8 protein-coding genes are annotated in these 22,594 nt (G+C 69.5%); all 8 read left to right on the forward strand.

Annotated features, from left to right (window positions below; all coding sequences use genetic code 11):
• Position 1: 1 nt before the first annotated feature.
• The 8 genes from gspK (at position 2) to VQ065_RS06890 (ending at position 22,213) form a co-directional block, all read left to right on the forward strand.
• Positions 2–967 carry a type II secretion system minor pseudopilin GspK gene (gene gspK, locus VQ065_RS06855; protein WP_003085351.1) on the forward strand — a complete coding sequence of 322 codons (966 nt, stop codon included), beginning with the start codon at positions 2–4 and terminating at the stop codon, positions 965–967.
• Positions 964–2,175, forward strand: coding sequence for a type II secretion system protein GspL (gene gspL / locus VQ065_RS06860; RefSeq protein ID WP_003085354.1), 1,212 nt, complete (start codon positions 964–966; stop codon positions 2,173–2,175). Before gspK ends, gspL begins: the two co-directional genes overlap by 4 nt.
• Entirely contained in the window at positions 2,162–2,755 is a 594-nt protein-coding gene (locus tag VQ065_RS06865) for a type II secretion system protein M (protein WP_003085356.1), read from the forward strand. Before gspL ends, VQ065_RS06865 begins: the two co-directional genes overlap by 14 nt.
• Positions 2,752–5,163, forward strand: a complete 2,412-nt coding sequence (gene gspD, locus VQ065_RS06870; RefSeq protein ID WP_009315212.1) for a type II secretion system secretin GspD — start codon at positions 2,752–2,754, stop codon at positions 5,161–5,163. Before VQ065_RS06865 ends, gspD begins: the two co-directional genes overlap by 4 nt.
• Positions 5,160–6,569 carry a type II secretion system ATPase GspE gene (gene gspE, locus VQ065_RS06875; protein WP_014603581.1) on the forward strand — a complete coding sequence of 470 codons (1,410 nt, stop codon included), beginning with the start codon at positions 5,160–5,162 and terminating at the stop codon, positions 6,567–6,569. Before gspD ends, gspE begins: the two co-directional genes overlap by 4 nt.
• Complete coding sequence (gspF, locus tag VQ065_RS06880) at positions 6,569–7,783, forward strand: type II secretion system inner membrane protein GspF (protein ID WP_022579875.1); 1,215 nt, start codon at positions 6,569–6,571, stop codon at positions 7,781–7,783. Before gspE ends, gspF begins: the two co-directional genes overlap by 1 nt.
• Positions 7,784–8,296: 513 nt before the next feature.
• Positions 8,297–9,475: a substrate-binding domain-containing protein gene (locus VQ065_RS06885; RefSeq protein WP_003085359.1), complete on the forward strand. Its 1,179-nt coding sequence runs from the start codon at positions 8,297–8,299 to the stop codon at positions 9,473–9,475.
• Between the two features lie 198 nt (positions 9,476–9,673).
• The gene (locus VQ065_RS06890) at positions 9,674–22,213 is read left to right on the forward strand and encodes a filamentous hemagglutinin family protein (RefSeq protein WP_340080375.1); all 12,540 of its coding nucleotides are present in this window, start codon (positions 9,674–9,676) and stop codon (positions 22,211–22,213) included.
• Positions 22,214–22,594: the final 381 nt, after the last annotated feature.

The following is a 22,594-nucleotide window of genomic DNA, read 5'->3' on the forward strand; positions in this document are numbered from 1 at the left end:
CATGAACGGTCATCGCCAGCGCGGCATGGCGATCATCAGCGCGCTGCTGATCGTCACCGTGGTCGCGGTCATAGCCGCCGGCCTGATCGCCCGCCAGAGCGCATTCATCCGCGCCCTGGAAAGCGAGCAGCTACGCATCCAGGCCGGATGGATGCTGCGCGGTGGCCTGGAATGGAGCCGCCAGTTGCTGCTCGAGGACAGCCGCCGCGACCCGCTGACCCGCCTCGACCAGCGCTGGGCGCAACCGATGCGTGGCTTGCGTCTGAGCAGCGCCGAATTGCCGTTCAACGGCCAACTGGAAGACGAGCAGGGCAAGTTCAACCTGCGCAACCTGTTGGTCGACCAGCGCCCCGATCTCCAGGAGCGAGCGAACTTCGAACGCCTCGCCGGTCTGCTCGGCGTGCGCCCGAAGGAGACGCGGCTGATCGTCGAGCGGGTACTCGATTCCTATGCACGGCTGCCCGCCGAAGCGCCGCCGGCCGAGACGCAACCCGCAGGCTTCGACAGCGGCCGCGAGACTTCGCCGGGCGCCGTGTTGCGTGCGCTTCCGGCGCGCATGCCGGCGCTCAGGCGTCTCGACGACCTGGCCCGGCTCGGCATTCCGCCGGCGACCCTGGAACGCCTGCGGCCCTACGTCACCATCCTGCCCGAAACCACCTGGATCAACGGCAACACCGCGCGCGCCGAAGTGCTCGCCGCCTGTGTCCCCGGCCTCGGGCTGGACCAGGCGCGGCGGGTGCTCGGCGAGCGCGACCGGGGCCGCTGGTTCCTCAATCGCGGCGACTTCGTCAACCGCCTGAACATGCCGCAATTGCAGGCGCAGTCGGTGAAGGTCGGGATCACCAGCGACTGGTTCCTGCTCACCGCCTATGCTCGGCGCGACCGGCAAGAGGTGCGCCTGCAAGCCCTGGTGCAGCGCAAGGCCGGTGAAAGCACGGCGGTCAACTGGGTGAGGGTGGGCTCATGAAAGCCACCTGGCGTTGCCTGCTGCCGCCGCTGAGCGAGTTCGCCGAGGCGGCGCCGCTGCATTGCCTGCGCCTGGATGCGCGCGGCGCGGTGCAGGAACGAATCGAGGCCTCGCTCGCGGAACTGGCGCGGCGACGCCAGGGGTTGCCGGTGGCGCTGTTCCTGCATCCGCGCGATTGCCGCCTGGTCAGTCTCGAACTGCCGGCGCTGCCTGCGGCGAAGCTCGCCGCCGCGGTGAACTGCGCGGCCGAGGCGCTGGTCCTCGGCGATCCGGCGCAGCTACGCCTGGCCCACGGCCCGCGCGGCGCCGACGGGCGCCTGACCTTGGGGTGGTTGGAGGCGTCGGCGCTGGCCTCGCTGGAGCAGGCCGTGCAGCGGCTGCGGCTCGACGTGCGGGAGGTGCAGGCCGCGCCGTTCCTCCTGCCGTTGCGCGATGACGCTTGGGTGGCCGGCGAGTGGGACGGCCATCTGCTGTTGCGCCGCTCGCTGAGCGACGCTGCGGTCCATCCCTTGCCGGAGCAGGGCCTCGCTGAGGTCCCGCAGGAGTTGCGACTGTTCTGGCTGGGCGAGCGACCGGCGTGGGGCTCCGCAGCCCTGGAGCGGGCCGAGGCGCTGGACGAAGCGCTGCGCTGGAGCGGGCCCGCCAGTCCGTGGGGATTGGCGCTGAAAGCGCCGGCGACGAGCGCCGGCAACGGCACCTGGAAGATGCCCCTGGTCTGCGCAGCCCTGGCCTTGCTGGTGTGGGTCGCCGGCCTGAACCTGTACGCTGGGCAATTGGCCGGGCAGGGCCAGTCCTTGCAACGGCAGAGCAGTCAACGCGTGCAGCAGGCCTTCCCGGAACTGCCGGTGGTGCTCGATCCGCTGCGCCAGGCTCGCGAGCGACGCGACGCCTATCTGGCCGGCAAGGCCGATGGCGATGCCGTACCGGGGCTGGCCGCGCTGCTGCATGGCGCCGGCGAGGCGATGCCGTTCCTCGCCGGACGCCTGCAACGACTGGATTACCACGCCGGCGAACTGGACCTGGAGCTGCTGCCGGGACCGCCAGGCGGCGATGCCGCTGCCTGGCAGGGCGAGTTGGGCAAGCACGGGTTGCAGGCCGATGCCTCCGACAAGGGCTGGCAGGTGCGCGCCATGGAAGCGCCGCCAGCGCCGGCCGCTGGCGCGGCAGACAGTGGCACTGCCGAGGCGGCTGCCGATGAAGATGAATAAGCGCCTGGCGGGCCTACTGAATACCCCGGCGCAGCGCTGGAGTCCCCTGCTGCTGCGGCTGCAGGCCTACTGGCGGCAACTGGCGCCGCGCGAGCGCAAGATTCTCGCCGGCGGTGGCCTGGCGCTATGCCTGGCGCTGGCCTGGCAAGTGTTCATCGATCCGCCGCTGGCGCGGATCGAGCATTGGCAAGCCGAGCTGCCGCGCCTGCGTGCGCAGGCCGCGGCGGTGGACGGCGTGTTGCGCGAGGTCGAGGCGTTGCGCGGTCCGACCCTGAGCGGTACGGCGGACGCCGAGGCGATCCGTCGCAGCCTGCGCGATCAGGGACTCGACGGTTTCCAACTGGACGCCCCGCAACCGGGCCAATGGCAACTGGACTTCGCCAGCGTGTCCGGCGAGGCCTTGCTGCGCTGGCTGGCGCGCAGCCCGGCGGCGTTGCGCCTGAGCGTCAGCGAGGCGCAGGTGACGCGTCTCGACGCTCCTTCCGAGGAGCGCTCCGGCTCTTCGAACGAGCTGTCCGGCGGGCTGGTGTCCGCCTCGATCCATTTGCAGTCGACTTCCGCTCCCAAGGATTCCCCATGAGGCAATCAGCTTTCCACCATGCCCGGCGTCGTTGGCCTGTACTGGGCGTGGCGCTGGGCGCGCTACTGGTCGCGGCGTGTAGCGAGACGCCGAAGGTCCCCGGCGTGCCCCCGGCCGACGAGGAAGTCGGTCGGCCGCTGAGCAGTGTCCGCTCCGGTGCGCCGTTGCGCAGCGCCGACGTCCGCGAGCGGCCCCAGGCCGAGCAGGCCCGCCGCGCGCTGAGTGCCGGGCGCGGCGTAGCGCGCTCCGGTGGCGTGGCTCCGGTCTCAGCGACAGCGGCCGAACTCGGCGAGCAGCCGGTCAGCCTGAATTTCGTCGATACCGAGGTGGAAGCGGTGGTGCGCGCGCTGTCGCGCGCCACCGGCCGGCAGTTCCTGGTCGACCCGCGGGTGAAGGGCAAGCTGACCCTGGTTTCCGAAGGCCAGGTGCCGGCGCGCACCGCCTACCGCATGCTCACCAGCGCCCTGCGCATGCAGGGCTTCAGCGTGGTCGACGTCGACGGGGTCAGCCAGGTGGTGCCGGAGGCCGACGCCAAGCTGCTCGGCGGGCCGGTCTACGGCGCCGACCGGCCGGCGGCCAACGGCATGGTCACGCGGACCTTCCGCCTGCGCTACGAGAACGCGGTGAACCTGATCCCGGTACTGCGCCCGATCGTCGCGCAGAACAACCCGATCAATGCCTATCCGGGGAACAACACCGTGGTGGTCACCGACTACGCGGAAAACCTCGACCGGGTCGCCGGGATCATCGCCAGCATCGACATCCCCAGCGCCAGCGACACCGACGTGGTGCCGATCCAGAACGGCATCGCGGTGGACATCGCCAGCACCGTCTCCGAACTGCTCGACAGCCAGGGCAGCGGCGGCGCCGAGCAGGGCCAGAAGACCGTGGTGCTCGCCGACCCACGCTCCAACAGCATCGTGATCCGCTCGCCGAGCCCCGAGCGCACGCAATTGGCGCGCGACCTGATCGGCAAGCTGGACAGCGTGCAAAGCAATCCCGGCAACCTCCATGTGGTCTACTTGCGCAACGCCCAGGCGACCCGCCTGGCCCAGGCCCTGCGCGGGCTGATCACCGGCGACAGCGGCGGCGAGGGCAACGAGGGCGACCAGCAGCGCGCGCGCCTGAGCGGCGGCGGCATGCTCGGTGGCGGCAACAGCGGTACTGGTAGCCAGGGCCTGGGGAGCAGCGGCAATACCACGGGCAGCGGTTCCAGCGGGTTGGGCGGCAGCAACCGCAGCGGCGGCGCCTATGGTGCGATGGGCAGCGGCCAGGGCGGCGCCGGACCCGGTGCGATGGGCGAGGAGAACTCGGCGTTCTCCGCCGGCGGGGTCACCGTACAGGCCGACGCCACCACCAACACCCTGCTGATTTCCGCACCCGAGCCGTTGTACCGCAACCTCCGCGAAGTCATCGACCTGCTCGACCAGCGCCGCGCCCAGGTGGTGATCGAAAGCCTGATCGTCGAGGTCAGCGAAGACGACTCCAGCGAGTTCGGCATCCAGTGGCAGGCCGGCAACCTCGGCGGCAACGGCGTGTTCGGCGGGGTCAACTTCGGCCAGTCGGCGCTGAACACGGCCGGCAAGAACACCATCGACGTGTTGCCCAAGGGGCTCAACATCGGCCTGGTGGATGGCACCGTGGACATCCCCGGGATCGGCAAGATCCTCGACCTCAAGGTGCTCGCCCGGGCGCTGAAGAGCCGCGGCGGCACCAACGTCCTGTCGACCCCGAACCTGCTGACCCTGGACAACGAGTCGGCGAGCATCATGGTCGGCCAGACCATACCCTTCGTCAGCGGCCAGTACGTCACCGACGGCGGCGGTACCAGCAACAACCCGTTCCAGACCATCCAGCGCGAGGACGTCGGCCTGAAGCTGAACATCCGTCCGCAGATCTCCGAGGGCGGCACGGTCAAGCTCGACGTCTACCAAGAGGTCAGCAGCGTCGACGAGCGCGCCAGCACCGCCGCCGGGGTGGTCACCAACAAGCGCGCGATCGATACCAGCATCCTCCTCGACGACGGCCAGATCATGGTCCTCGGCGGCCTGTTGCAGGACAACGTGCAGGACAACACCGACGGCGTTCCCGGACTCTCCAGCCTCCCCGGCGTCGGCTCGCTGTTCCGCTACCAGAAGCGCTCGCGGACCAAGACCAACCTGATGGTCTTCCTGCGTCCCTACATCGTCCGCGACGCCGCCGCCGGGCGCAGCATCACCCTCAACCGCTACGACTTCATCCGCCGCGCCCAGCAGCGCGTGCAGCCGCGCCACGACTGGAGCGTCGGCGACATGCAGGCTCCGGTGCTGCCGCCGGCGCAGCAGGGCATCCCGCAGGCCGCCTACGACTTACGCCCGAGCCCGCGGCCGCTGCGCGCGGTACCGCTGGGCGAGGCGGCGCCGCTATGAGCCTGCTGCCCTACGCCTGGGCCAAGGCGCAGCGCGCCTTGCTGCGGCCGGGCGAGCATGGCGCGACCCTGCTGGTCAGCCCGCGCACGCCCGGCTGGGCGATCAGCGAGGTGCGCCAGCGGCATGAGTTGGCCAGCCTGGAGAGCGTCCTCGACGACGAACTCGACACCCTGCTGGCCAGCGCCTACTCCGATACCGGCAGCGCCGCGGCGGTGGTCGGCGCGGCGGAGAGCGAGGTCGACCTCGACCGCCTGATGGACGATATCCCCGAGGTCACTGACCTGCTCGACACCCAGGATGGCGCGCCAGTGATCCGCATGATCAACGCGCTGCTGACCCAGGCGGCGCGCGATGAGGCCAGCGACATCCACATCGAGCCCTTCGAGACCCATTCGGTGGTGCGCTACCGCGTCGACGGCGCCCTGCGCGACGTGGTCGCGCCGCGCAAGGCGCTGCACGCGGCGCTGGTGTCGCGGATCAAGATCATGGCGCAGCTGGATATCGCCGAGAAACGCCTGCCCCAGGATGGCCGCATCGCCTTGCGGGTAGCCGGGCGGCCGATCGACATTCGCGTCTCCACCGTGCCCACCGGCCACGGCGAACGGGTGGTGATGCGCCTGCTCGACAAGCAGGCCGGGCGCCTGAGGCTGGAGACCCTGGGCATGGCCCCGGGCGTGCTGGCGCCGCTGGACAACCTGATCCGCCAGCCGCACGGCATCGTGCTGGTCACCGGGCCCACCGGCAGCGGCAAGACCACCACCCTCTACGCCGCCCTGGCGCGGCTCGACGCCAGCACCAGCAACATCCTCACCGTCGAGGACCCGGTGGAGTACGACCTGCCGGGGATCAGCCAGATCCAGGTCAACGCGCGCATCGACATGACCTTCGCCGTAGCCCTGCGGGCGATCCTCCGGCAGGACCCGGACATCATCATGATCGGCGAGATCCGCGACCTGGAGACCGCGCAGATCGCCGTGCAGGCCTCGCTCACCGGGCACCTGGTGCTGGCCACGCTGCACACCAACGACGCGGTGTCGGCAGTGACGCGGCTGGTGGACATGGGCGTCGAGCCGTTCCTGCTCGCCTCGTCGATGCTTGGCGTACTCGCCCAGCGCCTGGTGCGGCGCCTGTGCACGCATTGCCGGGTCGAAGAGGACGGCGGCTGGCGCGCGGTCGGCTGCCCGGCCTGCAACCAGACCGGCTACAGCGGGCGCACCGGCATCCACGAACTGTTCGTGATCGACGACGAGATCCGCCGCCTGGTTCACCAGGGCCGCGCCGAGCAGGATCTTCGCGAAGCCGCCCGCGCCGCCGGCATGCGCAGCATGCGCGAGGACGGCGAGCGCTGGATCGCCAGCGGCTCCACCACCCTGGAGGAAATCCTCCGCGTGACCCGGGACGCCTGATGCAGACCTTCCGCTACGAAGCAGCCGACGCCCAGGGCCGGATCGAGACCGGCACCCTGGAGGCGGACAGCCAGCGTGGCGCCCTCGGCCAACTGCGCGCCCGCGGCCTGACCCCGCTGGAGGTCCGCGAACAGGCTGGCGGCGGGGCCGGGCAAGGGGCGGGCGCGCTGTTCGCCCCGCGCCTGTCCGACGGCGACCTGGCCTGGGCCACCCGCCAGCTGGCCAGCCTGCTGGCCGCCAGCCTGCCGCTGGAGGCGGCGCTGAGCGCCACCCTCGACCAGGCCGAGCGCAAGCACATCGCCCAGACCCTGAGCGCCGTGCGCAGCGACGTGCGCGGCGGCATGCGCCTGGCCGACGCCCTTGCCGCACGGCCGCGGGACTTCCCGGAAATCTACCGGGCGCTGGTGGCGGCGGGCGAGGAGTCCGGCGACCTGGCCCAGGTGATGGAGCGCCTGGCCGACTACATCGAGGAACGCAACGCCCTGCGCGGCAAGATCCTCACCGCGTTCATCTACCCGGCGGTGGTCGGCGTGGTCTCCATCGGCATCGTCATCTTCCTCCTCGGCTACGTGGTGCCGCAGGTGGTCAGCGCCTTCTCCCAGGCGCGCCAGGACCTGCCGGCGCTGACCCGGGCGATGCTCCAGGCCAGCGACTTCGTGCGCGCCTGGGGCTGGCTCTGCGCCGGCGCCATCGGTGGCGCTTACTGGGGCTGGCGCTTGTACCTGCGCGACCCGCAGGCGCGGCTCGGCTGGCACCGGCGAGTGCTGCGCCTGCCTCTGCTCGGACGCTTCGTGCTCGGGGTGAATACCGCGCGCTTCGCCTCCACCCTGGCGATCCTCGGCAGCGCTGGCGTACCGCTGCTGCGCGCGCTCGATGCGGCGCGCCAGACGCTGGCCAACGACTGCCTCGCGCAGGCGGTGGAGGAGGCCACCGCGCAGGTTCGCGAAGGTGTCTCGCTGGCCTCGGCGCTGCGCACGCGGCAGGTGTTCCCGCCGATCCTCACCCACCTGATCGCCAGCGGCGAGAAGACCGGTGCGCTGCCGCCGATGCTCGACCGCGCGGCGCAGACCCTGTCGCGCGACATCGAGCGCCGCGCCATGGGCATGACCGCGTTGCTCGAGCCGCTGATGATCGTGGTCATGGGCGGGGTGGTGCTGACCATCGTGATGGCGGTGCTGATGCCGATCATCGAGATGAACCAACTGGTCCAGTAGTCCGTGCCTGAACAAGCCCTTCCCGTGCTGGGCGATTAACCGCTCGCGGTTATCCGCCGTGGGGATGGGGCGTCTCAGCAGTCTTCCGAAGAGAGGTATCGGCGGATAACGCCGCTGGCGTAATCCGCCCTACGGGAGGGGCCTGTGCAAGCAGGCCTTCCTCTCGCTGTCATCAACCCGTGTGGCCTCTCGCCAGGGCTCGGGTGCATGTTTCAGCGAGGTTGCCCCGAGGGCGCGCCATGGCCGTTGCGGGCCGGCCGCCGGGAGGCGCTCGCGGAACCTCGCAGGTCCCGCGAAAAGGCCCGGCGCAGAGCCTGCGAACACCCGAGGAAAGGCTGCGAAAACAATTCGATGCTCCCGAGATTTTTTCCCCGATCTGTCACCGGAACTTGCGAGTTTTATCCCCAGCGGCCCCTTCGACCGGCTAGGGATGCAAAGCCCGGCAAGCACGGCGCCGCCTCATGCAAGACGACTTCCTCAACGTACCAACACCACGATGAAAGGAGATTCTTCATGTTCAAGCGCTCTCTGATCGCTGCCTCGCTGAGCGTGGCCGCCCTCGTATCCGCCCAAGCCATGGCCGAAATCAACGGCGGTGGCGCCACCCTGCCGCAACAGCTGTACCAGGAGCCCGGCGTCCTGACCGCCGGCTTCGCCGCCTACATCGGCGTAGGCAGCGGCAACGGCAAGGCGGCCTTCCTGAACAACGACTACACCAAGTTCGTCGCCGGCACTACCAACAAGAACGTGCATTGGGCTGGTAGCGACTCCAAACTGAGCAAGACCAACGAAACCAACCCCTATCTGAGCGCCCATGGCTCCGCCTGGGGTCCGCTGATCCAGGTGCCGTCGGTAGCCACTTCGGTCGCTCTGCCGTTCAACAAGTCAGGTAGCAACGCCGTCAACTTCGCAGACGTGAACACCCTTTGCGGTGTCTTCTCCGGCCGTCTGACCGATTGGAGTCAGATTCCTGGCTCGGGCCGTAGCGGCGCCATCACAGTGGTCTACCGTTCCGAGAGCAGCGGCACTACCGAACTGTTCACCCGCTTCCTCAACGCCTCTTGCTCCAGCGCCCTCGAAGGTGGCACCTTCGCCATCACCACCAGCTTCGGTAACAGCTTCTCCGGCGGCCTGCCGGCTGGCGCCGTATCGGCCCAGGGCAGCCAGGCCGTGATGAATACGCTCAACGCCGCCGAAGGCCGCATCACCTATATGAGCCCGGACTTCGCCGCGCCGACGCTGGCCGGCCTCGACGACGCCACCAAGGTCGCCCAGGTGCGCGGCGTATCGCCGGCTCCGGCCAACGTCTCGGCAGCCATCGGTGCCGTTACCCCGCCGACCACCGCACAGCGTTCAGACCCGAACAACTGGGTGCCGGTCTTCGCCGCCACTGCCAGTGCGACCGATCCGAGCGTCCGTCCGTATCCGACCACCGGCTATCCGATCCTCGGCTTCACCAACCTGATCTTCAGCCAGTGCTACGCCGACGCTACCCAGACCCAGCAGGTGCGCGACTTCTTCACCCGTCACTACGGCGCCAGCGTCAACAACGACACTGCGATCACCAACCATCGCTTCGTGCCGCTGCCGGCTTCCTGGAAGCTTGCCGTACGCCAGTCGTTCCTGACCTCCACCAACAACCTGTACATCGGCCATTCCAACGTCTGCAACGGCATCGGCCGTCCGCTCTAAGACGCTCCAGTCCACGGGCGATAGCGGAGACCGGCGGTGCGCAAGCACTGCCGGTTTCTTTTTTCCGGCGCTTAGCCGCTTTCCATGAACTTTCCGTGACAAGACTTCGGCCCGCCCGGTTGCGGGCTGTCTTTCTATAAGGAATGCGCGTTGGCAAGCCGACGCGTCGAGTTGAACACGCCCAAGGAATCTCGCGTCATGCCGTCTCGTCCGTTCGTGCCGTCGTCCCCCGTCACCGTTTCGCTCGATGGCGGCTTGCCGCGGCTGAAACCGCTGGCGCAGATCATCGCCTTGCTCATGGTTGCAGGTGGCGCCCAGGCTTCCCAGCCGTTCAGCGCCGCCTGGTTCGCCGCCAAGGGCGCCCAGCAGAGCGCCGGGGCGGCGCGTCCGGGCGCGCAGTTGCCGGGCATGACGCCACCGCCGCTGGCCCAGCAGCAGAAGGTCAACCAGCAGTTGCAGCGTTCGCTGCAAAACCTCAACAACACCGTGGCGGCCATCGCCGCGCAGCAGGCCGCCCAGGCGGCGGGACGCCAGGCTGCGCTGGCGGCGCCGACGGACATCCCGGACGGCCTGGGCGAGGGCGCCCTGAAAGTGGACGCTTCCCTGCCTTTCGAGCAGGCCTGGCAGAACGCCAAGGCGCCAGTGCAGTCGCAGGCCGACGGGCGTACCACGGTGACGGTAGAGCAGACCGCGGATCGGGCGATCCTCAACTGGGAAACCTTCAACATCGGCCGGCAGACCACCCTGCAGTTCGACCAGCAGAGCAACTGGGCGGTGCTCAACCGGGTCAACGACCCGAGCGCCCGGCCGAGCCAGATCCAGGGCCAGATCAAGGCCGACGGCACGGTGATGGTGGCCAACCGCAACGGTGTGGTGTTCAGCGGCAGCAGCCAGGTCAACGTACGCAACCTGGTGGCTGCCGCCGCCAGCATCAGCGACAGCCAGTTCCGCGAACGCGGCCTGTATTTCGACGCCAACGGCAGCCAGCCGAGCTTCACCGACGCCGCCGGCGCGGTGCGGGTGGAGCAGGGCGCCTTGCTGCAGACCGCCAATCCGGCCAGCTCCACCGCGGCGGGCGGCTACGTGCTGTTGCTCGGCAGCGAGGTGGAGAACGCCGGGCAGATCGTCACGCCCAAGGGCCAGGCCACCCTGGCGGCGGGCGACAGCTTCTACATTCGCCGTGGCGTCGGCACCGATGGCAACCTGCGCTCTACCACCCGCGGCAATGAAGTGGCCACCTCCCTGGCCGCTGACAGCGCCGCCGGCCGGGTGGTCAACCAGGGGCTGATCCAGGCCGCCACCGGCGACATCACCCTGACCGGGCGCCAGGTCCGCCAGGAGGGCGTCGCCCTGTCCAGTAGCTCAACCGACGTGCGCGGCACCATCCACCTGCTCAACTCGGCCAGCGACGCCAGGGGCAGCGTGGTCCTGGGCGAGGGCAGCACCACCGCGGTGCTGGTCGACGCCAGCGGCGCCGGCGCCCTCGACAGCCAGCGCGATGCCGCCCAGCAGGCGCTGGATGGCACCACGCCGACCAACAACGTGATCGGTCGTTTCGACAACCTCAGCCGGGTCGCCGATCGCAGCGAGCAGTCGCGGGTCGAGATCATCAGCGGCGGTAGCGTGGATTTCCAGGGCGGCTCGCTGACCCTGGCCAGCGGCGGCCAGGTGGCGGTCAGCGCGGCGGGCCGGAGCCTGCTGCGCGACGGCGCGCAGGTGGACGTCGCCGGCGCCGTCGGGGTGAAGGTGGCGATGGAAAGCAACAACATCCAGATCAATGTCCAGGGCAACGAGCAGCGCGACGCGCCGGTCAACCGCGACGGCGGCGGACTGGCCAGCAATGATGTCTGGGTCGATGCCCGCGAACTGGTCCTGGTTCCGGCCGGCACCAACGGCTACGCCACCGATCGCTGGTATACCGCCGGCGGCCTGCTGGAACTGGGTGGCTACCTTGGCACGCGCAACCATTCGGCCGGCGAGTGGATGGCCCAGGGCGGCACCCTGACCTTCACCGGCGGCGAACTGGTGAGCCAGCCCGGCTCGACGGTCAACCTCTCCGGCGGGACCCTCGATGTGCAGGGCGGCCTGATCCGGCAGACCTGGCTCAAGGGCAGCGACGGACGTCTCTACGAAATCTCCCGCGCCCCCGGCGACCTGCTCTACGAGGGCATCTACCGCGGCTATGAGGACAGCAGCCCGCGCTGGGGGCAGACGCGCTATTTCTACAATCCGCTGATCGCCCCGCAAAGCCGTTACGAGAGCGGCTACATGGTCGGCCGCGATGCTGGCCGCCTGGTGGTCGGCACCGCTTCGGCGGTGCTCGAGGGCGACCTGCTCGGCAAGGTATTCCAGGGCGAGCGCCAGGTGCGCGCGCCGCAGCCGGGGGCGGATGGCTACCAGCAGGCGCAGAACGCAGTGGCGCGCGGCGCCGAGCTGATCGTGGGCAGCTATACCCCGCGCTACGAAAGTGCCAGCGGCAACGTGCTGTACAACCTTGCGCCGACCCTGCAGCAGGTGCGCCTGGCCGATGGCGGCGAGCCGCTGGCGGCGAACCTGGACCTGGATACCGCGCTGGCCGAGGAACAGCGGGGCGTCCTCCTGCTCGACAGCGAACGGCTGTCGGGTTTCGAGTTGGGGGCGCTGCGCGTGGCCGCCCGTGAGCGGATCGCGGTGGACAATGCCCTGCAGGTCGGCGATGGCGGCGAGATCGTCCTGTACGCGCCCGAGGTCGAGGTGAACGCCGACCTCACGGCGCGCGCCGGCAGTTTGCGCCTGGGCAACGTGCTGGAGCAGGTGGAGGTGGCCCGTGGCGAGCGGATCGATACCTATCTCACCCCCGCCGCCGGCCAACGTGCCGCCCTGACCCTGGGCGATGGCGTGACGCTGGATGCGCGTGGCCTCTGGAGCAACCAGATGCAGGGCGGCGTGGATGCCGACCGAGCTTATCTCGACGGCGGGCGGATTTCCCTGCGTAGCAGCGGCGACCTGTCGCTGGGCGATGGCAGCCGGATCGACGTGTCGTCCGGGGCCGCGCTGCTCGCCGATGGCAAACAGGTGGGCGGCAAGGGCGGCGACCTGACGCTGTCGGCCAACACCGGCTCGGCGGCAGGTGACGGCCGCCTGCAACTGGGCGGTGAACTGGCCGGCCATGGCGTCGCCGGCGCCGGCACCCTGAGCGTCCAGGCGCCGCGGGTGAGCATTGGCGCGGCGGCGCAGGACGGCACCCTGGCGTTGGCCGCCGGGTTCTTCGACAAGGGCTTCGCCAGTTATCAGGTGATCGGCGAGCAGGGACTGGAAGTGGCGGAAGGCGCACAGGTGAAGGTGCTGCGTCCGCTGTACCGTTTCCGCGACGACGCCATCAGCGTCGCCAGCGGCGCCGACCCGCTGCTCGCGCTGGAGCCTTGGCTGACGCCGCTATACGAGGAGCGGCCGGCCGACGGCGAACTGCGCCAGCGTCCCGGCGCCAGCCTGTTCCTGCAGGCCGGCAGCCGCCAGAGTGGTGCCGGGCAGGTGGCCGACAGCGTCCTCGACATCGGTCATGGCAGCCTGCTGGAGGTCGATCCCGGCCAGCGCATCGAGCTGCGCAGCGTCGGCCAGTTGAACGTCGATGGTCGCCTGAACGCCTGGGGCGGCTCGATCGAACTGGGCAGCGTGGCGTTGCCCGATCCGGTGCGCGACCAGGTCGAGAGCGTCGGCCACCAGCGCGCCATCCGCGTTGGCGAGGAGGGTGTGCTCGATGTCGCCGCACGCGCTGCGACCGCGCTGGACTTCCAGGGGCGGCGCTACGGCCAGGCGGTCGATGGTGGCAGCATCGTCATCGGCGGCACGGTCGAACATGCCAGCGGCAAGGCCGATGCCGCCGAACTGTTCATCGACCTGCGCCCGGGAAGCCTGCTGGATGCCTCCGGCACCCAGGCGCTTCTGGACGTGCCCGGAGTCGGCCAGACCCGGGTCAGCAGCGCCGGCGGCAGTATCTCCCTGGCGTCGGCCAATGGCTTGTACCTGGATGGCGACCTGCGCGCCTTCGCCGGCGGGGAAGGTGCCGCCGCCGGCAGCCTGACGCTGGCGCTGGCCACGCCGAACTACCTGACCAGCCTGGCGACCGACCAGGTGCTGCGCCCGCGCGAGCTGATCGTCGGCCAGCAGCGCGAAGCCGCCGGGGAAGGGCGAGACTATGCCTATGCCTATGGCCATGGCCGCCTGGCGGCGAGCCAGGTACAGGATGGCGGGTTCGGTGACCTGACCCTGTTCAGCGACGGCCTGCTGAGTTTCGCCGGCGATCTGGAGCTGTCCCTGGCGCAACGTTTGCGCCTCTACAGCGGGGCATTGGGGCTTGGCGAAGGCGCCGCCGGCGATAGCCGGGTCAGGTTGTCGGCACCGTCCCTGCTGTTGGCGGGAGCATTCGTCAACGAAGCGGCGGAGAACAACGAAACCCAGCCGCTGTCGACCGGCCTGTTCGAGGTTTCCAGGCAACCTAGCGAGGCGCTCTTCGAAGCCAGCGCGCAGGTGCTGGATATCCGCGACAGCCTGGTCTTCGGCTCGCGTGGCAGTTTCCGCGACGCCAGTGGCGGGACGCAGACGATTGACCGGCGTGGCTTCGACCGGGTCGAGCTGTCCAGCACGGGCGACATGCGTTTGCTGGCGGGGAACGCGACGCCCGTAGAGCGCATCAACACCCAGGTGCTCAGTGGCGGCGATCTGCTCATCCGCGCTGCGCAGCTCTATCCGGGCACCGGGGCGGGCGCGCGGATTCTCGCCGGCTACGGCTACCAGGCCGATGGCGCCGCTGTGGCGTTCGACCCGGCGCGCAGCTTGCGTATCGAGCGCAGCGACGCGACGACGCCAGAGCAGCCCCTGGCGGTCTTCGGTCGCTTGTCGCTGGGGGCGGCGAGCGTCGTTCAGGGCGGCGTCGTGCGCGCTCCGTTGGGCTATCTGGAAATCGGCCAGAACGCCGACAAGGTCGAGTTGTTGTCTGGCAGCCTGACCTCGGTCAGCGGCGCCGGCCTGACCTTGCCCTACGGCGGCACGGTAGACGGCCAGGTCTGGCGCTATGCCGGGGAGGAAATCGCCCTGACCGGCGTCGGCGGTAGCTTCAACGAGAGGGGGATAATGGATACCGGGGTCGACCTGGGTGGCCGCTCCGTACGGGTGGCGTCCGGAGCGACGCTGGATCTTTCCGGCGGCGGCGAACTGCTCGGCGCCGGTTTCGTTTCCGGCCGCGGTGGCTCCACCGATGCGCGCTACAACCCGCTGGTGCGTTTCGACGAGGAGGGCCGCTTCGACCTGCCGGGATTGGCCGACAATCCGATCTACGCCATTGTGCCAGGGGTTCAGCGCATCGCGCCGGTGGCCGCCGAAGGCGGCGCCGTCGACCCGCTGGTCGGCCAGCAGATCAGCATCGGTAGCGGCGTGCCCGGCCTGTCGGCGGGAACCTACACCCTGTTGCCGTCGACCTACGCCCTGCTGCCCGGCGCGTACCGGGTCGAACTCAACGGCCAGGCCGGGCTGGGACGGGCAGCGCCCACCCAGCTCATGCGCAGCGGCTCCTGGTCGCTGGCCGGGCAGTTGTCCCTCGCCGGCACCGGGGTGCGCGACGAACTGTTCCGCCAGGTGCTGCTGACCCCGGCGGATGTGCTGCGGCGCCATTCGCAGTACAACGAAACGAGTTACAGCGACTTCGCCATGGCCGATGCTGCTCGCCGTGGCATCCCGCGGCCGATGCTGCCGGTGGATGCGCGCAGCCTGCGCCTTGACCTGCTCGCCGGTGGCGGTGCCGATGCGCTGGCGTTCGACGGCACCGGGCTGTTCCAGGCCGCCAGAGGCGGCTATGGCGGTAGTCTGGTGGTATTGGGCAACAACCAGCGGATCGAGATCGTCGGCGCCGGCGCGCAGGCCAGCGAGGGGTTCCAGGGCGTGACGCTGCGGGCCGACGATCTCAACGCCTTCGGTGCGGCGCGCATGGTGATCGGCTCGACGCCAGCAGTGCTCTACGGGCAAGGCGGCAATTACGTCACCTTCGACATCACCGATGGCGCGCAAAGCATCGTCCTGCGCAATGGCGCCGAACTGGCCGCACCCGAGGTGTTCCTCCTGGCGAATCGGCCGGGGGAGGCGATCAGCCTTGAACAAGGTGCCGCCATTGTCACCCTAGGGCGGGGGGCTGCTGCCTACGATGCACGGGATGGCTTCCTGTATGCGTCGGGAGGGCGTTCCATGCTCGCCCTGTCGAACGGCGTGCTGAACGTCTTGCCACCGGAAGCCGGAACGCCGGACAGTGGTCCCGGCGACATCCTGCTTGGCGTTCCCGCTGCCGATGGTGTGGCCGGCGAAACCCGGCTGTATTCCGAGGGCAGTCTGGTCGCGGCCACCGACAAGCGCTTCGTGCTCGACGGCAGCGTGCGTTACGGCACCCGCAACCTGACCCTGGCGGCGGGCGGCTTCAATGTCGGCGAGCAGGCGCTGCTGGCCGAACTGGCCGAGCGCGGTGTGCTGCCGACCGGGTTGGCGCTCGACCAGCAAGTGCTCGACCGCCTGCTGCAGGGTGATGCGTCGGAGGGCGCGCCGCCCCTGGAGACGCTGGTGCTGAACGCCCGCGACGCGTTCAACTTCTACGGCGACGTCAGCCTCGATTCCTACGATCCGAGCAGCGGTCGCTCCCGCTTGTCGCGCCTGGTGCTGGGCACCCCGGCGATCTATGGCTACGGCGACAGCGACAGCGTCGCCTCGATCCGCACCTCCAACCTGATCTGGAACGGCGCGCAGACGCCGGCCGCCGGGGTCATCACCGGCGGCGCCGGCAGTGGCCAGGGCACGCTGGACATCCGCAGCGAACGCCTGGAGTTCGGCTACGGTCCCTTCAGCCAGCCCAGCGCCATCGACAGTTACCAGCGCCTGGCGCTGGGCTTCGCCACGGTCAACCTGGCGGCCAGCGAGCGGATCACCGCCAACCACAAGGGTAGCCTCGCGGTCTACCAGAGCCAGGGCGAGTATCGGGCTGGTAGCGGCTACGCATACAGCGGCGGCGATCTCAACCTGATCACACCCTTGCTCACCGGCGAGGCCGGCTCGCGCAACAGCCTGCTGGCGGGCGGTGCGTTGCGGGTCAGCGCGGGGGGCGGCGGCGCGGCATCCACCCCGGTCGAACTGGCCAACGGCGCACTGGGCGCCGAACTGGCCCTGGAGGGCGCCAGCCTCCTGCTGGACACCCGCGTCGGCCTGCCCAGCGGCAAGTTGAGCCTGACCGCGCAGGAGGACCTGGAACTGGGCGCCGGCGCCCAGCTCGACCTAGCCGGGCGCGCGCTGCGTTTCGACGACGTGATCCGCTACAGCTGGGGTGGCGAAGTCAACCTGCTGAGCCACGGCGGCAATATCCGCCAGGCCGGCGCTTCGCGCATCGACCTGTCGGCGAGCAACAACCAGGCCGGTAGCCTGACGGCGGTGGCGCTGGACAGCGCGGCCGGCGTGGTCGACCTACAAGGGCAGATCCTGGCGGTGAGCAGCGGCGAATACGACGCTGGCGGCACCCTGGTGCCATACGCCGCGGGCAGCGTCGAGATCCGTGCCCAGCGGCTGGGCGAGGACGGTACGCCAGACAGCCGGTTCGCCGCTCTCAACCAGCGCCTGAATGCCGGTCAGGTGTTCGGTGCGCGCAGTTTCCAGATCAAGCAGGGCGACCTGAACATCGGCAACGACGTCAGGGCCTCGACGATCGAGGTGTCGCTGGATGGTGGCCATCTGAGCGTGAACGGCGTGCTTGACGCCAGCGGCGAGCAGGTCGGCAGTATCCGCCTGGCCGCCAAGCAGGGCCTGAGCATCGGTGGCGAGGCGCTGCTCGATGCCCATGGGCGGCGGCTGCGGGTGGACAGCTACGGCAAGATCATCGATTCGCCGAACCGCGCGCTGATCGAGCTGAACGCCGGAGACGGGCTGCTCAGCCTCGGCGCCGGTGCCCGTATCGACCTGCGCCACGGCACCGAGGCGGCAGCGGGAAGCGCGCCCGGGCAGAACGACGGCGTCGCCCGCGGCACCCTCGACCTGTACGCGCCGCGTCTGGGCGGGGCGACGGCGGGCGATATCGCCATCGACGCCGGTGCGCCGCTGCAGATCCTTGGTGCCCGCGCCATCACCCTCAGTGCCGTGCAGCGCTACGACGACGCGCCGGTCGCCGCTCTGCCGGCGAGCAACGGCCGGCCGTACCAGGAGATCACCCAGGCCTACCTGGATGGCAAGCACCAGCAGAGCGAACTGTTCATGCAGGCGGCGTTGGCCAATAGCGCCCTGCTCGACGGCAAGCTGGCTGGATTGAACAATGCCACCTACGCGGAAGCTTTCCACCTGCGCCCCGGGCTGGAGATCGTCAGCGCCACGGCCGATGGCGACCTGGTGGTGCAGGGCGACCTGGACCTGTCGGGCCATCGCTACGCCAGTCTCAACCCGCGGACGGCGAAAACCTCGGTATACGGCTCCGGCGAGGCCGGTTCGCTGGCGATCCGCGCCGGCGGCGACCTGAACATTTACGGCAGCGTCACCGACGGTTTCGCCCCGCCGCCGGAAACCGACGACGATCAGGGCTGGTTGCTGCTAGCCGGCCAGGATCACCTGGGCGGCGATCGGGTGGTGCCGACGGCTGGCGTGCGGCTGGACGACGACAGCTTCTTCCCGGCCGGCAAGACGCTCAACTTCGAACTGCCGATCAAGGCCATGACCCTGGCCGCCGGTACCCGGCTGCCGGTCGAGGCGGTGCTCAGCCAGCCACTGCAACTGCCGGCGGGAACGGTGCTCGAGGGAGCGTTGCTGGATGCCGCCGGCAACCTGCTCCGGCCGGCCGGCAGCCTGCTTGGCGAGGCTCTGGACCTGCCCGCCGGCACCCGCCTCGGCGCCGGCAGCCGTCTGCCGCTGGCGACGCCCGTGACGGGGATGACCTGGCCGGGCGGCGTGCCGCTGCCCGGCCGCGCCACGCTGGCCAACGACGAAGTCGACGGCGTGCGTCTGGCCGGTGGACTGGCCTTGCGCGCCGGGGCCTTCCTGCCGGCTGGCAGCGATATCCGCCTGCCCGATGGCGCCGCGTCGGTGGACGTACGCCCGGCCGGTGCGGTTTCGCACAATTGGGCCATCGCGCCGATGCTGGCGGCCGGTTCGCAGTCCTGGAGCGTGCGCCTGGTGGCTGGCGCCGATCTGCAGGCGGCCGATCCGCGGCTGACCGATCCGCGTTCCAGCGGGCAGATGCGCCTCGCCGATACGCACTACGGCATGCGGCGCATACCGGCGGCGGGTGGTGGGCTGGTATGGACCCAGGAAGGGGTGGATAACTGGGGCGATCCTAGCCTCAAGCCCGGTGATCCACTGGACCCGGAGGCTTTGGGCTACCCGACCATCTGCGACGATTTCCCGACCTGGTGCGCCGCGAGTTCGGGCGGCATGGTGTGGACCGAGGAAGGGGTGGCAGGATGGGGCGACCCCGGCATCAAGCCGGGCGACCCACTGGACCCGGAGGCTTTGGGCTACCCGACCATCTGTGACGATTTCCCGACCTGGTGCGCTGCGTCCAGCGACGACTATGCGCTGGAAGCCGAACCCTACGCTTCGCGCTTCAGCGTGCTGCGCACCGGCACTGGCGATCTCGACCTGTTCGCCGCCGGCAACCTGCGTATGGATTCGCCATTCGGAGTCTACACCGCCGGTACCGCGAGCGCGGTCGATTCCAGCTACAACCTGGCGCGTGCCAGGGACGGCGGCAGCGTTCTGCGCGATCCGGCGCTGGGCGGTTACGAGCAATGGGTGGACGGCGGCGAACAGAGCCTCTACAGCGCTTGGTACCCGACCCTGGGCGGCAACCTGACGCTGGCGGTCGGTGGCGATCTGCGCGGCGATGTGCTGGGTCGGTTGTCCGGCGCCGTACCCAACGCCGGCTACGACTCGGCGGCCGTCGGCAACTGGCTCTGGCGCCAGGGCAGCGGTTCGACCGCCGGTACGGCCGACCGCACCGCCTGGTGGATCAATTTCGGCACCTATGCGCGCCAGCCGGGCGGCGATGGAGCGGCTGCCGCCACGCAGCAGGTGGGCTTCACCGGCATCGGCACCCTGGGCGGTGGCGATCTGAGCCTGAAGGTCGCGGGCGATGCGGGCGTCATCGAGGCGCGCACGTCCAGCGTTCCGCAGGAAACGTCGCAGCGCAGCCAGGGGCTGGTGCTGGCGGTGGGCGGTAGCGGCCGGGTAGGCGCCGATGGCCAACTGACCCTGAGCGGCGGCGGAGACATGGACGTACGTATCGGCGGTGCGCTCAACCCGTTGACGCCCTTCGATCAGGGCAGTTCACTGTACGGCGCGATGGTCAACCTGCGCGGCAATGCTCAGGTCCGGGCGACGAGCCTGGGTGGTATCGATCTGATCTATGGTCGTCTGGATAGCGATCAGGTTCCGGGCGAACGGCGCGCCTACGATCCCTTCGTCTCGACCCTCGGCCTGGCCAACGGCGGGCCGACGCTGGTGCCGGGCGACGCCACCTTCAGCCTGAACAGCCTGGGTGACCTGGTGCTGCAAGGGGTGGTCGATCCCGGGCGGACGCCGTTGATGAACGGCACCCCCTATACCAGCGCCAGCGGTGTCGAGGGTTACGGCCTGAGCGGTTTCTCGTTGTGGACCGAACGCACGGCGATCGACCTGACATCGGCGGGAGGCAACCTGACCCCGGTTTCCCAAGGTAGGACGGAACAGGACACCGATTCCGCGCTGGTCTATCCGGCGAAGCTGTCGGCCGTGGCGCTGACCGGCAGCCTCTATTATGGCAACGCGACACTCCGCGAAAACGCTCGCAGCGACAGGACCGCGCTGGTCCTGGCGCCGTCGAGTCAGGGCCGTCTCGACCTGCTGGCCGGCGACTCCATCTACGCCGGCGGCTACAGCATCAGCCGTTCCGGCGCCAGCACCGGCAGCCTGGCCACGCCGCTGAATCCGAGCTACCAGGGCTATACCGGGATCACGCGGCAGGTCGACAACCTGTCCAGCGACGGCAGCCGCGCCGACACGAACCACTTCCCGTTGTTCGCCTTCGGCGCCAACAGCGTCTCCGGCGAATGGGGGGCTGCGCTGGAACCGTCGCGCTTCTACGCCCTTGCGGGTGATCTGGTCGGTGTCGACAGTGGCCGGCTGCTGCGCTACACCGGGACCAGCGATGTGCGTTTCGGCCAGTTGCGTTACGAGGGGCATGGTGCGGTGCGCATGATCGCCGGCCGTGACATCGTCAGCAGCGGCACCGGGTTGGGCTCCGAGCGGACCGCGAGCGACAACATGGGGGTCTACGCCAGCAGCGGCAATCTGTTCGTCAATACCTCGGCTACCGACGTGTCGCTGGTGCAGGCGGGGCGCGACATCCTCTACGGCAACTTCAACGTCGCGGGACCGGGCAGCCTGGAGATCAGCGCCGGACGCAACCTGCTGATGAACGACGAGGTGGCGGTCACCAGCCTGGGGGCGGTCGCCGCGGGCGACACGCGCTCCGGCGCCAGCATCGTCCTGCAGGCGGGCGCCAGCCAGGCGGACTACTCCGGCTTCCTCCGGCGTTACCTGGAGCTCGACAACCTGGCGCAGGCAGGAACGCCCCTGGCGGAACAGCCCGGCAAGGTGGTACGGATCTACGAAAACGAATTGATCGAATGGTTGAGCGGGCGTTATGGCTTCAGCGGCGACGCACAGCAGGCGCGGGAGTTCCTCGCCGGCCTCTCGGCGGAGCAGCAGCGGATCTTCGCCCGCGAGGTGTACTTCGCCGAGCTCAAGGCCGGCGGCCGCGAGTACAACGAGGTCGGCGGAGTGCGCCAGGGCAGCTACTTGCGCGGGCGCAACGCGATCGCCGCGCTGTTCCCCGAGCGCGATCCGGCGGGCAATCCGATCAGCTACGAAGGCGATATCGTCATGTACGGCGGTGCCGGCGTGCATACCAACTTCGGTGGCGACATCCAGTTGCTCACCCCGGGTGGGCAGCAGGTATTCGGTATCGAAGGTGAGGCGCCGCCGTCCACCGCCGGTGTGGTGACCCAGGGCGTTGGCAATATCCGTTCCTACGCCCTTAGCAGCATCCTGCTCGGCCAGAGCCGGGTGATGACCACCTTCGGTGGCGATATCCAGATCTGGTCGGCCGAGGGCGACATCAACGCCGGGCGCGGCAGCAAGACCACCGTGGTCTACACCCCGCCGCGGCGCATCTACGACGCCTGGGGCAACGTCAGCCTGTCGCCGCAGGTGCCCAGCACCGGCGCCGGTATCGCCACCCTCAACCCGATTCCCGAAGTGGCGCCGGGCGACATCGACCTGATCGCCCCGCTCGGCACCATCGATGCCGGCGAGGCGGGCATCCGGGTCTCCGGCAACGTCAACGTGGCGGCGCTGCAGGTGGTCAACGCGGCGAACATCCAGACCCAGGGCCAGTCCAGCGGCATTCCGCTGGTGGCTTCGGTGAATACCGGTGCGTTGACCTCCGCCAGCGCCGCGGCGAGTTCCGCGACCCAGGCGGCGGAGGACGTCAGTCGCCAGCAGCAGGCCGCCGCGCGGCAGCGCATGCCGTCGGTGATCACGGTGCAGGTGCTCGGGTTCGGCAACGAGCGCCTGGAGCCTTCGCGCGACGGCGCCAGTCGTTCGCCGGGCTACAACCCGGACAGCGCCGTGCAGGTGCTCGGCGCCGGAGCCCTCGGCGAACAGGCGCGCAGCCAATTGACCGATGAAGAGCGCGGCAACCTGATCCTGTAAGGCACCGCCGCGGAGGCACGATACCCGCCAGGCCCTCCCCACGGAGGGCCTTTTTTTCGGCGAACTTCCGAGGCGCTGGTCGATTCTCGGGTGAATGCCCGTTCGTCCCCGCCGGCGGCGCGCGAACGGCCGGTCGCATGAAGTTTTCATGACAAAAGTTCGGTGGTGCGGCGGGGTCGCCGTCAAACAGGTGTGAATGAGGAAAACGGAATTCAGTGGTGAAAGGCAGGGACGGGAACGAAAGGAATCGGCCATTTCCCGGTTGCGCTGACCGGTTGCTGGAAATGAGCGTGTCGTTCGAGCAAGACGCGTTCCGCTCTGAAACAAGAGAACAGTATCCGCTAACGGCCGTGGTCACACCGGTGAATACGGCGAAGGACG

Origin of the sequence: Pseudomonas sp. KBN10P06128 (assembly GCF_037574945.1) — a bacterium.
GTDB classification, from domain to species: Bacteria; Pseudomonadota; Gammaproteobacteria; order Pseudomonadales; family Pseudomonadaceae; genus Pseudomonas; species Pseudomonas aeruginosa.

Coding starts and splice junctions, on each gene's coding strand:
- gspL (WP_003085354.1), top strand. CDS start 964: ATGAAAGCCACCTGGCGTTGCCTGCTGCCGCCGCTGAGCGAGTTCGCC.
- gspD (WP_009315212.1), top strand. CDS start 2,752: ATGAGGCAATCAGCTTTCCACCATGCCCGGCGTCGTTGGCCTGTACTG.
- gspK (WP_003085351.1), top strand. CDS start 2: ATGAACGGTCATCGCCAGCGCGGCATGGCGATCATCAGCGCGCTGCTG.
- VQ065_RS06865 (WP_003085356.1), top strand. CDS start 2,162: ATGAAGATGAATAAGCGCCTGGCGGGCCTACTGAATACCCCGGCGCAG.
- VQ065_RS06890 (WP_340080375.1), top strand. CDS start 9,674: ATGCCGTCTCGTCCGTTCGTGCCGTCGTCCCCCGTCACCGTTTCGCTC.
- gspF (WP_022579875.1), top strand. CDS start 6,569: ATGCAGACCTTCCGCTACGAAGCAGCCGACGCCCAGGGCCGGATCGAG.
- VQ065_RS06885 (WP_003085359.1), top strand. CDS start 8,297: ATGTTCAAGCGCTCTCTGATCGCTGCCTCGCTGAGCGTGGCCGCCCTC.
- gspE (WP_014603581.1), top strand. CDS start 5,160: ATGAGCCTGCTGCCCTACGCCTGGGCCAAGGCGCAGCGCGCCTTGCTG.